The sequence below is a fragment of the [Muricauda] lutisoli (nom. illeg.) genome (genome assembly GCF_017313105.1).
GTDB lineage: Bacteria > Bacteroidota > Bacteroidia > Flavobacteriales > Flavobacteriaceae > Flagellimonas > Flagellimonas lutisoli.
On record NZ_JAFLND010000003.1, the window covers coordinates 39,719 to 52,305 of the forward strand.

Genomic DNA, 12,587 nt, shown 5'->3' on the forward strand with positions numbered 1-12,587 from the left:
TTTTGATGACCCGATCAGAGGAGAATTATTTAAAGACGATTTTTCATTTGGGAGGTGGCGATTCCAAGTCCATTACCACCAATGCCATTGCGGAGCAGATGGAAACAAAACCATCTTCGGTAACCGATATGGCCAAAAGATTATCGGAAAAAGGATTGGTGGATTATGTTCGCTATCAAGGTGTGTCGTTAACCGATGCTGGGGTGAAAACAGCTTTGTCCATTATTAGAAAGCACCGTTTGTGGGAAGTTTTTTTGGTAAAAAAGCTTGACTTTACTTGGGATGAGGTACACGAGGTGGCGGAACAATTGGAACACATCAAAAGTGAAAAGTTGATCGATAAGATCGATGAGCTTCTTGATTTTCCCAAATACGATCCGCATGGGGACCCCATTCCAACCAAAGATGGAAAGTTTCAGGAGCGCGATGAAAAATTGCTCAGTGAAATTCCCATCAACTCCCAAGGAGTATGTGTGGGAGTCAAAGATTCTTCAGTACCCTTTTTAAAGTTCTTGGACAAGAATAAAATCGCTCTTGGGAACACCATTAAAGTAATGGACAAAGAAGATTTTGACAATTCCCTTCGTATTCAAATGGAAGGAAAAGAAATGCGAATATCACATCAAATTGCAGCTAACCTTTATGTAAAAAAGAACGACTGATGGAACACGTAATTCAATATTTTCAAGAATTAGACCCCGTATTGGCAGCTTTTTACGCTACACTTTTTACTTGGGGACTGACTGCTGCTGGGGCTGGTCTGGTGTTTTTGTTCAAAAGCCCGAATCGGGCCCTGTTGGATGGAATGTTGGGATTCACTGGAGGTGTAATGGTAGCTGCCAGTTTTTGGAGCTTGTTAGCGCCAGGAATTGAAATGAGTCCTGGTGACGGTTTTGTTAAAGTGATTCCAGCAGCCGTTGGCTTTTTAATGGGAGCAGCCTTTATTTTCGGGCTGGATAAAATTTTGCCTCACTTGCACATAAATTTTAAAATAGATGAGGCAGAAGGGGTAAAGACGCCTTGGCATCGTACCACCTTATTGGTCTTGGCCATTACATTGCACAATATTCCAGAAGGATTGGCGGTTGGTGTTCTGTTTGGAGGAGTAGCCTCAGGCTTTGAAGGGGCAACCATTGGTGGTGCTGTGGCTTTGGCGTTGGGCATCGGTTTGCAAAACTTTCCAGAAGGTTTTGCCGTTGCGGTACCTATGCGTAGGCATGGTCTCAGCCGAAGAAAAAGTTGGATGTACGGTCAGGCATCTGCTTTGGTAGAACCCATTGCCGGTGTATTGGGGGCTTGGGCAGTACTGACATTTGAGCCCATATTGCCCTATGCGCTTTCCTTTGCTGCTGGTGCTATGATCTTTGTTGTGGTGGAAGAAGTAATTCCCGAAACGCAACAAGATAAATACACCGATATCGCCACAATGGGCTTTATCGGTGGATTTATTATTATGATGACCTTGGATGTGGGGCTGGGGTAAATTGACCTATCCTCCGATCAGATCAAAGACACCCTTGACCAAAAACTGGTCTGTTTCGTTAAGTCCCGTCGATATGATCTCGGTGTACCCATCAAAGGTGCCACCTTGTTTTACAGCTACCCTTTCAAAGCGGTAGCCTCCGTCTTTTTGCTCGATTAACTTAAGCACATAATAGTTGCCCTCAGATTCGATTACCGCTTCTTCGGGCAACGACCAAGTTTTGGTTGTATCGGTCATGATCATCGCATCTACGAACATTCCCGGCAGAAAGTTGCCGTCCTCTTCGTGGGCCAAGTGTCCATGGACCTTAATTGTTCGTTTGGCATCGTCAATGGATGTTCCCACTAAATGTACTTTCGCATCAAAGGCTTCTTCCGATGCTTCTGGAATCCTGAACTGGATTTTTTGACCCTTCTTCACTTTTAAAATATCCTTTTCAAAAACCGTGAGCTCCAAATGTACATGGTCATTGTCAACGATTTCCAAAATTTCGGTAGCTGGCGAAACATAGCTTCCCTTGGCCACGTTCATTTTGGTGATGCTTCCGGCAATGGGAGCATAAATGGCCGCTTGTGATGAGATATTCCCTTGCTCCACTTTACTTGGTGAAATATTCAGCATTTGCAATTGTTCTTTCAAACCTTGATAGCGTGCCTTGGCGGTTTCGTAATTGCTTTTTGCTTGAAGAAAGTTCTTTTGGGAGGCGATTTTCTCATCAAACAGTGTTTGGTTCCTTTCAAACTCTGCCTTTAGATAATCCAATTGATTGAATACCTCAAGGTAATCCTGCTGCATTTGTACAAACTCCTGATTTTCCAACACTACCAATAGTTGTCCTTTTTTTACCTGATCACCGACAAGTAGCGATGTCTGTTTCACAAAACCTCCCATAAACGCAGTAATACTGGCCCGGTTTTCTGGTGGAACATCGATCATTCCGGATGTCTCCACCATTTTGGGAAAGGTTCTTTTTTCCATTGCACCGATCATAAGATCGTTAGTGTCGAATTGATCCTGTGTGACCACAATTCCAGATTCTTCCCCTTGTTCTTCGGTAGCGGATGCTTCGTTGCTCTTATCGCCGCAGCCCATCAATAGAAGGAAAACAGCGGCTATTTGAAATATATGTTTCATTGTTATAATGTTATTGTCAAGTAATTAATGGCGATTACGGTTTGATTGTATTGGTTGAGGACATCCAGATAATTGAGCTGGATGTCGTAGGCGTTTTCCAAGCTTTGTATGTATTGGAAAAAGTCGATTTCCCCGTTTTGAAAGTTTCCGGAGGCCGCTTTCAAGATTTGATCGGAAAGCAGACCGCCTTCGTCCTCATAATAAGAGAGTTCCTTGGCCTGTTGCTCGAGTTGCCCTAGCAACGTTTTATAACGCTGGTTCATGGCTACAGTGATTTCGTTGTTCTCCATCTCTGTAATCTTTGTCTGGATTTTGGACGACTTCACTTTACTACTGTGTCCAAAGAAGAAAATTGGGATACGGACCCCTAATTGAATGCCGTACAAAGATGTTCCAAGACCACTGTTGGTTCCTTGAAAATATTCCAAGTTGAGGTCGGGCAACAATCTATTTTCCTCCAGACTCTTTTGGGCATTGCTCAGCTCTTGGCGATTGTCCAAAAAGGAGGTTTCCGTTTGCAACATCCCTTGGGAATTCAGTACCACGAGCTTTACTGGTTTTTCATCCACAATTTGCAAAGTATCCTCACTCTGTACCAAACTCACAATCCGGCCATAAGTAGTCAGGATTTGTTGCTTTACCTTCGAATAGGTGTTCGCAATCTGGCGTTGTTTGGCGGTGGCCGTTACTTTTTCCAAATAATTGGTCTCGCCGAGTTCAAACCGTCTGTTGGCCGCATGGGCGAATTTGCTGTAAATACTATCGAGTGTACTGTAAAGTTTTGCTTTTTGATTTAATGTCTGATATTGATAGTAGGCATTGCTCAACGCTTGGTACAGTTGCTTCTTCTGAATTTCAAACGATGATTTCTGAAGTTCATAATTCGATTTTTGAAGCCTGTTCTTGGCGCCGTACACCGTGGGGAACTCGAACTGTTGTTGCGCTCCAAAAACCTTGAGGGGCTCTCCGTTCAATGCCAAGTTGTTCTCATCATACTGGTAGTAAACATCAGTTTTATCGAACTCAAAAGCGGTTCCTTTAAGGGTTTCTGCTTGATCTACCATTAAAGAACCAGCTTGGATTCCCTTATTGTTTTCCAACGAAAGGGCCATCAAATCTTCAAGGTTCAATTTGATTTGCGAAAAACCTGAAAGAGAAACCAATAGCAGCATAATTGTCAATGCGTTTCGTTTTCTCATTCTTCTTTCTTTTCTTCTTTTTCTCATACCACGGAATTTTATGTTGTGGGTATAGGCATATAAAACGGGCAATACTACCAATGTGAGCATGGTGGCCGTCACCAATCCACCGATTACCACGGTAGCAAGTGGCCGTTGCACCTCGGCACCTGCATTGGTGGATACCGCCATCGGCAAAAATCCCAAAGCGGCAGCGGAAGCTGTCAACAATACAGCGCGAAGCCTATCCTTGGTTCCCCGTTTGATCAGGTCCTCCATGGAATCAAAGTCTTTTCCTTTGAGTTCTTTAAAATGCTCGATCAATACAATTCCGTTCAACACTGCAATACCAAAAAGGGCAATAAACCCAACTCCAGCGGAAATACTAAAGGGCATGTCACGTAACCAAAGCAGTAGTACACCGCCCACTGCGGAAAGTGGAATAGCAGAGAAAATAAGCAAAGCTTCCTTCACCGAGCCAAAAGCAAAGTAGAGCATGATAAAGATGAGCAACAATGCAATGGGCACAGCGATCATTAATCTTGCTTTAGCATTTTGAAGGTTCTCGAACTGCCCACCGTAGGTAATAATGTACCCAGGAGGCAATGAAATGTTTTCATCAACCAAGAGTTGCACATCATCCACAACGGATTGAAGGTCTCGGTTCCTTACGTTGATGCCCACTACAATACGCCTTTTGGTATCATCCCGCGAAATTTTGGCTGCTCCTTTTTGATAGGTGATCTCCGCAAGTTCACTCATCGGGATTTTGCCGCCGTTGGGAATATCCACATAAAGGTTTCTGAGGTTGGATATATCCTGGCGATTCTCTGAATCCAATCGAACAGCAAGGTCAAACTGTCTTTCTCCTTCGAAAACACTCCCCACAACCTTGCCTGCAAATCCCATGGAAATCATTTCATTGAGATCGGCAATGTTAAGCCCGTGACGGGCAATTTTGGCACGATCGAAGGATACGTTCATCTGCGGAAGACCTTCCACTTTTTCCACAATAATATCGGATGCCCCGTCCACATTTTGGATAAGATCTTTGATCTCGTTGGCCTTTCGGTTCAAAATTTCCAGGCTCTCCCCAAATATTTTGATGGCAATATCGGCACGTACCCCAGTAATCAATTCGTTGAAACGCATTTCAATGGGTTGGGTAAACTCGACCTCCATTCCTGGAATCACAGCCAAGGCTTCTTTGAACTTATCGGCCAATTCATCCTTGGTTTCGGCGGAGACCCATTCATCTTTTGGATTTAATGCGATAATCACATCACTTTCTTCCATCGACATGGGGTCCGTGGGCACTTCAGCTGCACCGATACGGCTCACCACTTGTTTTACCTCTGGGAACTGATCTATTAAAATCTGTTCGATTTTAGTGGTCGTTTCCACGGTCTTGGCCAAGGATGTTCCGGTTTTGAGTACCGGTTGGATCACAAAATCCCCTTCGTCCAAAGTCGGTACAAATTCCCCTCCCATGGAAGAGAACAACAAGATGGCCCCTACCAGCAGCGCAGCGGCAATGGAGAGGACCAATTTTTTGCTTTTCATGGCCCATTCGATTACGGGTTCATATTGCTTGTTGATCCAGTTGACCAAACGAACAGATATGTTTTTTGAAGATTCCTTTGCTGGTTTTAAGAATAGGGCAGAAGCTACGGGCACATAGGTAAAACATAACAAAACAGCTCCCAAAAGGGCAAAACTGAATGTCAGTGCCATGGGCTTGAACATTTTTCCCTCTACACCGCTAAGCGATAATATCGGGATGAAAACGATTAAAATAATGAGCTGTCCAAATACGGCGGAGTTCATCATTTTAGTGGCTCCCTCTACAGTGATTTTATCTTTAATGGTTTGAGCAGCTCCTTTGTTTAAATTGGTAATTTCTGCCTGTTTTCGTGAGATTTGGAATGCGATGTACTCCACAATGATCACGGCTCCGTCTATGATGATACCAAAGTCAATGGCCCCAAGACTCAACAAGTTTGCATCGACCCCAAAAATGTTCATTAAGGTGAGTGCGAAAAGCAAACAAAGGGGTATTACAGAGGCTACAACAAGGCCCGAACGCCAGTTGCCCAGCAGCAGTACCACTACAAAAATCACAATTAAGCACCCTAAGACCAAGTTCTCGGTAACGGTGAATGTTGTTCTTCCGATAAGCTCACTGCGATCCAGAAATGGGTTAATGTAAACCCCTTCCGGAAGCGATTTGGAAATGGCATCCACTCGTTCCTTGACCGCTTCGATGACGCGTTTGGAATCGGCATCCTTAAGCATCATGATCTGGCCGAGCACTTTTTCGCCTTCACCATTTCCTGTGATGGCACCAAAACGGGGCGCACTTCCGAACCCAACTTTGGCCACGTCTTTAATGTATATAGGGATACCATTTCTTGTGGTCACCACAATATTTTCGATGTCCTTAAGATTACTCACCAATCCTTCGCCGCGAATAAAATATGCTTGGTTCACTTTTTCGATATAACCGCCACCGGTAACACTGTTGTTTTTTTCCAATGCAGTAAAGACCTCTCTTGCCGTAATGTTCAAGGCATTGAGCTTTTGGGTCTGGATGGCCACCTCGTATTGCTTGAGGTGTCCTCCCCATGTATTTACTTCGACCACACCTGGAATACCCGAAAGCTGACGTTTTACGATCCAATCTTGGATGGTGCGCAGCTCTGTGGAAGAGTACTGATCTTTATATTTGGGCTTTACATCCAGAATGTACTGGTAGATTTCTCCCAACCCTGTTGTGATGGGACCCATCTCAGGGCTTCCAAATCCTTCGGGGATTCGGCTGGATGCAGATTTAATTTTTTCGGCGATGAGCTGCCTTGGCAAAAAGGTGCCCAAATCGTCTTCAAAGACGATGGTAACCACCGATAGCCCGAACTTGGATACCGAACGGATTTCCTTTACGCCCGGGAGGTTGGCCATTTCCAGTTCTACTGGATAGGTGACAAACTTTTCCATGTCCTGTGTGGACAAGCTCCTCGAGGTAGTGATTACCTGAACCTGATTGTTGGTAACATCGGGAACGGCCCCGATGGGTATTTGGGATAGTGAGTATAAACCCACAATGGCTATGGCCGTTGTAAAAAGTAGAACAATAAACTTGTTCCTAATACTAAAGTTGATAATTTTTGAAAACATGATTCATATAAATGATAGCATTATTAAAATGGAATAAGGCTTGATACAAGTCTTCAGCTAAGCTGAAAAAAAATATGAATTATGCTTGTTTTGGCGGCTGAAAAGGATCGTCTCCCCAAATGTGGGAGTAAGATATCTGATAGTGAAAATTTCCTTTGGAAGCTATTGGTATTTCGGAACGGGAGCCAACAAAATTGTCAACGCCAAGAACAAAAACCAATGCCTGTGCACATTGGGTCTGATGCTGAAAAGGCAATTTTTCGTGCTCTTTTTGTTCTTCTTGGTGTTTTTCGCTGTGTGAAGCTTTGAGCTCCCCGTAGTGTTTGGAAACAAAAACCATAAAGCTATCACCATATTCCTCGTTGTGGAATTGGTAATGCTCAACTAGTTGCCCGAGTTCCACCAAATCCTTGAAATGGATGTTGGCACTTTGGAGTAAAATGAGCAGGGATATCCCTATGGTTACAATTTTGTTCATCCTGACAACGTAAAATTAAGAATAATACGCTGTAGGATAAATGACTGTGCCTAATTTAGAATTAATCTGATTTTATGGGTTTACCGCTCAATGTTAAAAATAATGGCCTGATAGGGTCTCATTTTTACAGAATTCTCAAAGAATTCAACGTCAGAATAATTATTGATCAATATAGAATGATTGTCCCACTCATCTTTGAGTTTTATTTCTGAGGTTTCTTCAGAAAAGTTTAACAGTATCAGTGCCATTTTATCATCCAAAATCCTTGTATAGGCATAAATATCAGGATGTTCTGGAGCTACTAGTTCATAAACTCCATACACTAATACAGGATTTTGCTTTCTTAGCCGCGTCATTTCCCTAAAGTGGTTCAGGACGGAGTTTTGATCAGCGTTTTCATCTTCCACATTGATATCCACATAATTGTCATTCACAGGAAGCCACGGTTTTCCATTGGTAAAACCAGCATGTTCGGAATTGTTCCATTGCATAGGAGTTCTCCCGTTGTCCCTGGATCCAAAATTGAGCTTCTTCATAAAAAGTTCCATGTCCTCTCCTTCAGAAACCGCTTTCTGGTATCCATTGATCGCGGCAATATCCTGATATTGTGATATGGAGTCAAAATCGATGTTGGTCATGCCCAATTCATCTCCGTAATAGCAATAGGGTGTACCCCGCATACTGAGTATAAAGGTATTCAAGAGTTTGGTAGAGGCGCTTCTGAACTCGTCGCTGTCGTTGCCCCATCTGCTTACCATTCTAGCTTGGTCGTGGTTTGCCAAGAAAATAGAAAGCCAACCGTCTTCGGCGAATTCCTTGTCCCACTTGGTAAACACATCTTTCATGGTCTTTAGGTCGTATCCTTCATATTTGGGAATGTCCACACCTTCGAAAGCGTAGGCCATGTTCAGTTCATTGCGATTTTGGTCCACAAGTTTATGGGCATCTTCAAAATTTCGGCCAGCCCCTTCGGCAACGCTCATCACGTCGTATTGGCTAAATACTTCTTCGTTCATTTCCTTTAAATAGCCGTGCAATCCATCCTGCATTGCATAGTATTGAATAAAGTCGCTTTCGAAACCATCTGGAAACTTGGGGTAGGTAGTGTTTTTCGCAGCAAACTGGAAAGCATCCAAACGGAACCCGTCCACACCTTTGTCGGCCCAAAATTTCATGATGTCGTAGACTTCTTGCCGTACTTTGGGATTGGACCAGTTGAGGTCTGGCTGTTTTTTGGCAAAATAGTGTAAATAGTACGCATCCGTAATGGAATCGTATTGCCATGCATCGCCCTTGGCATCGAACAAACTGTAACGGTAAGGGGGTTCGCCCTTTTCGGCCGGCCACCAATGGTAATAATCTCGATAAGGGTTGTCCCGTGAACTTCTGGACTGTTTAAACCATTCGTGCTCATCACTGCTATGGTTTACCACAATGTCCATTACCAATTTAATGTCCCGTTGGTGCATTCCTGCAAGTAAACTGTCAAAATCCGCCATAGTGCCGAATTCTTTCATAATATCCCTGTAGTCGCTCACATCATAACCATTGTCTGCATTGGGTGAAGTATAGATGGGGTTAAGCCATATAGCTGTAACGCCCAAACTTTTGATGTAATCCAACTCCTGAATGATACCTTGTAGGTCACCGACCCCATCACCATCAGAATCTTTAAAACTACGAGGGTAAATCTGGTATACGATGGCCTCTTTCCACCATTTGGCATTTTCTATGGGCGAATCATGCTTTTCATCTTGTTTTTCTCTGCATGAGAAAGCAATTAAAAAGAAAGAGCAAATCATCACTTTTATAAAGGAACGGTTCATAACAGTTGGTTTATGTACAGATATCCTTAAAGGTAACGATTTGCTCTTTATGGTCTTGGCTGTTGGAATACCTAATCCGAACTTATAGTGGATTTTCCGTTATCCTCTAAAATGGTATTTATTCTTGGAAGCTCTTTTTCCAATGCGCTGTTCAGTTTGGCCATATGGCTGTCCAATTCGGCTGTAAGCTCATCGTATACCACATAGGCGGCATCCGTTGGCCTTGCATCCCCATTTTCAATGCTTCTTTGTAAGGCATTGAACCTGTTGTTCAATTTGATGGGGAAGTTCAAAGGATCTTGACCAGATTGGTTTTTGGTCTGATAGAGATCCTCTTCGATTTCGGTCAAGGTTTCCATAAAATCTTCGGATAGCTTTGTGAACTTTCTACTGGAAATCCCCTTGCCCAAACTGTCAATTTGTTTGCGTATGCTTCTTATTTGGATGACCGCTTCGTTGGCAATAGTGGCTTTTTCCGTGATTTTGGAAGCCAGTTCAAACTGTTTTTGAAGGTCTTCCGCCGTTATTCCTTTTAGGTTGGGGTCCATTTCTATTTTAAATGGATAGCTCTTGATGACTTCTGGTCCGACTTTCATTTGTACCGTATAGGTGCCGAGCGGGGCTTTGGGGCCCACTTCGGCAGATGCCCCCCAAATAATAATACCGTCAAAAGTGGTAGGGCCGGGATATCTCAAGTTCCAAGTAAAGGTGTTGATGCCTTTGGCCGTGGTGGGTTTGGTGCTGCTAAAACGACTCCACCACGATGAGCCGCCATCATCTTCGTATTTTGGTTTGTTGCCTCCGAAAGATTCAATGAGGTTATTGTTGACATCAAAAATGGAAAAAGTCACCGTATCCACCTCTTCTTCCAAATAGTATTGGAAGTTGGCATTGTAAACACCTCTAATGGCATCGGTAGGCTTAAATAATACGTTTTTCTGACTTTTTAAATCCTCTGAATATTCCCTAAAGGGTTGAATATCGTCCAAAATCCAAAATCCTCTACCATGGGATCCCAGAACTACATCGTTGTCCTTGATGACCAAATCCCTGATCGGGGTATCGGGCAAGTTCAATTGAAGCGATTGCCATTCAGCACCATCGTTTATGGAAAAATAAACACCGTGTTCGGTAGCCAAGAACAATAGGCCTTCCCTTTTATGGTCTTCGCGAATCGCCCTTGCAAAATGTCCGTCCTCTATTCCTGTAATGATCTTAGTCCAGGTTTTTCCATAATCATGTGTTTTAAAAACATAGGGAGCCCTGTCATCCACTTGATATCTATTGGCAGCTACGTACAAAGTTCCAGGGTTGTGGATGGATTCCTCAATAATGCTTACCCTTGAATATTTTGGAAGTTCTTCAGGAGTAATATCCTCCCAGTTTGCTCCACCATCTCGTGTAATGTGAATTTTTCCATCGTCGGAACCTGCCCAAATGGTATTGATATCGTGATTGGACGGAGCCAAAGCGAACACGGTTGCATAAATCTCTGGTCCGTTCATGTCCATGGTTAAAATACCTCCCGTTTTACCCAAGGTTTCCGGGTCGGCATACGTAAGGTCCGGACTTATCTTTTCCCAGGTCTGCCCATCGTTGGTTGTTTTCCAAACGTGTTGGGAGCAGGTATACATTACATTGGGGTCCTTGGGCGCGAACATAATGGGGAACGTCCATTGCCAACGCTCCGGTAGTGCACTTGCTGGTTCCCCTGAGAAAAACCGTGGGTATACTTGAATATCCCTGATCTGACCGTTACTTCGATCGTATCGAGTTAACAATGCGCCTTGGCTTCCCGCGTAAAAAATATCGGGATTGGTCGGACTTTGGGTGATCCAACCACTTTCCCCGCCACCTACGGCATAGTACCACCCATGGTTTGGACCACGGGCTTGCTTAAAATCCCATCCATCACTTGGCATGGCCAAGGTGGAATTGTCTTGTTGGGCACCAACTACATGATAAGGGACATCGCTAGTGGCCATTACATGATAAAACTGTGATGTTGGATAGTCCTGTTCGGTCCAGGTTTCCCCTCCGTTGATACTTACCACGCCACCCCCATCATTGGAGTTTATCATTCTATCGGGGTTATTGGGGTCTATCCACAGATCGTGGTTATCGCCATGTGGCGTTGTTATCCTTTCATCGAATGTTTTTCCTCCATCGGTAGATTTAAAGAAACCTACATTTAGGCCATACACTACATCTTTGTCCTTGGGGTCCGCATAAATACGGGAGTAATAAAAGGCACGTTGCCTTAGTTTACGTTCGTTGTTGGTCAATTCCCAAGTTTTACCAGCATCATCCGAACGGAAAACACCACCTTCGTTGGCTTCCACGATGGCCCAGACCCTATTAGAATCTACAGGGGAAACGGTAACACCGATTTTTCCGATAGGACCGTCGGGCATTCCCGGATTTTTGGTTAGGTCTGTCCAAGTTTCTCCTCCATCTATGGATTTCCAAAGTTTACAATCGGGACCACCGCCCCACATTTTCCATGCTTTACGGTATACTTGCCAAGTACTGGCATAAAGAACATTTGGGTTGTTCCGGTCTATGATCAAATCGGCGGCACCTGCCTTGTCGCTGACATAAAGGACTTTTTTCCATGTTTCGCCTCCATCAACCGATTTAAAAACACCGCGTTCCTCATTATCTCCGTAGGGGTGTCCCAAAGCGGCAACGTAAACAATATCTTCATTTGTAGGATCTACTCGAACTCTGGAAATGGCTTGGGTATCTTCTAATCCTATGTGGGTCCAATTTTTTCCGCCATCTGTTGTTTTGTAAACACCATCACCTTGGGTAATGCTTCCTCGTAGCTGAGTTTCCCCCATTCCAATGTAAACCACGTCCGGATTGGTTTCGGCCACGGCCACGGCCCCTACCGATGAACTGGTTATTTGGCCATCGGTTACACATTTCCATGTATTTCCTCCGTCGATGGTCTTCCAAAGACCACCGCCCGTAGCTCCAAAATAATATTCGTTAGGTCTTGATGGACTTCCAGAGGCACCTAAAGAACGTCCGCCCCGGTCAGGGCCAATGTTCCTCCATTCAAAACCGCTATAAAAACTGGTATCAACGGTAATGGGTGATGCATTTTGTGCGTAAATAAATAAGGTTGAAAAAAGCATGGAAAGTAGCATCCATGTCTTCATAGAGGTTGTTGGCATTCTCATGATGTCAAGGTTGGTTATGAGTAGTTAGAATAAAGATACAATTTACTCAATATCGATGAGAAAATTTAGCCAAATAACCCAAATCCTTGCATATTTTGAGACATTCTAAAGAATTTGCTGCGTTTT

General features: G+C 43.8%; 7 protein-coding genes. 2 read left to right on the top strand and 5 right to left on the bottom strand.

Annotated elements, in window-relative coordinates:
* Nucleotides 1-5: 5 nt before the first annotated feature.
* Nucleotides 6-662 (top strand): metal-dependent transcriptional regulator, encoded by a 657-nt coding sequence (locus J0X13_RS11095; protein ID WP_207029089.1) that lies wholly within the window; start codon nucleotides 6-8, stop codon nucleotides 660-662.
* On the top strand, nucleotides 662-1,483 hold the full coding sequence (locus J0X13_RS11100; protein WP_207071508.1) for a ZIP family metal transporter: 822 nt from the start codon (nucleotides 662-664) through the stop codon (nucleotides 1,481-1,483). Before J0X13_RS11095 ends, J0X13_RS11100 begins: the two co-directional genes overlap by 1 nt.
* A 6-nt stretch (nucleotides 1,484-1,489) precedes the next feature.
* On the opposite strand, the gene J0X13_RS11105 is transcribed toward J0X13_RS11100, so the two are convergent.
* From J0X13_RS11105 to J0X13_RS11125, 5 genes are all read right to left on the bottom strand, one after another.
* A complete protein-coding gene (locus tag J0X13_RS11105) occupies nucleotides 1,490-2,617 on the bottom strand; it encodes an efflux RND transporter periplasmic adaptor subunit (RefSeq protein ID WP_207071509.1) in 1,128 nt (375 codons plus the stop codon).
* Nucleotides 2,618-2,619: 2 nt separating this feature from the next.
* Nucleotides 2,620-6,969, bottom strand: a complete 4,350-nt coding sequence (locus J0X13_RS11110; protein WP_207071510.1) for a CusA/CzcA family heavy metal efflux RND transporter — start codon at nucleotides 6,967-6,969, stop codon at nucleotides 2,620-2,622.
* A 79-nt stretch (nucleotides 6,970-7,048) separates the two neighbouring features.
* Nucleotides 7,049-7,447: a hypothetical protein gene (locus J0X13_RS11115; RefSeq protein ID WP_207071511.1), complete on the bottom strand. Its 399-nt coding sequence runs from the start codon at nucleotides 7,445-7,447 to the stop codon at nucleotides 7,049-7,051.
* A gap of 80 nt (nucleotides 7,448-7,527) precedes the next feature.
* The gene (locus J0X13_RS11120; RefSeq protein ID WP_207071512.1) at nucleotides 7,528-9,273 is read right to left on the bottom strand and encodes a glycoside hydrolase family 13 protein; all 1,746 of its coding nucleotides are present in this window, start codon (nucleotides 9,271-9,273) and stop codon (nucleotides 7,528-7,530) included.
* A 71-nt stretch (nucleotides 9,274-9,344) separates the two neighbouring features.
* Nucleotides 9,345-12,461, bottom strand: coding sequence for a VPS10 domain-containing protein (locus J0X13_RS11125; RefSeq protein WP_207071513.1), 3,117 nt, complete (start codon nucleotides 12,459-12,461; stop codon nucleotides 9,345-9,347).
* Between the last annotated feature and the right edge of the window lie 126 nt (nucleotides 12,462-12,587).

Coding starts and splice junctions, on each gene's coding strand:
- J0X13_RS11120 (WP_207071512.1), bottom strand. CDS start 9,273: ATGAACCGTTCCTTTATAAAAGTGATGATTTGCTCTTTCTTTTTAATT.
- J0X13_RS11110 (WP_207071510.1), bottom strand. CDS start 6,969: ATGTTTTCAAAAATTATCAACTTTAGTATTAGGAACAAGTTTATTGTT.
- J0X13_RS11095 (WP_207029089.1), top strand. CDS start 6: ATGACCCGATCAGAGGAGAATTATTTAAAGACGATTTTTCATTTGGGA.
- J0X13_RS11100 (WP_207071508.1), top strand. CDS start 662: ATGGAACACGTAATTCAATATTTTCAAGAATTAGACCCCGTATTGGCA.
- J0X13_RS11105 (WP_207071509.1), bottom strand. CDS start 2,617: ATGAAACATATATTTCAAATAGCCGCTGTTTTCCTTCTATTGATGGGC.
- J0X13_RS11125 (WP_207071513.1), bottom strand. CDS start 12,461: ATGAGAATGCCAACAACCTCTATGAAGACATGGATGCTACTTTCCATG.
- J0X13_RS11115 (WP_207071511.1), bottom strand. CDS start 7,447: ATGAACAAAATTGTAACCATAGGGATATCCCTGCTCATTTTACTCCAA.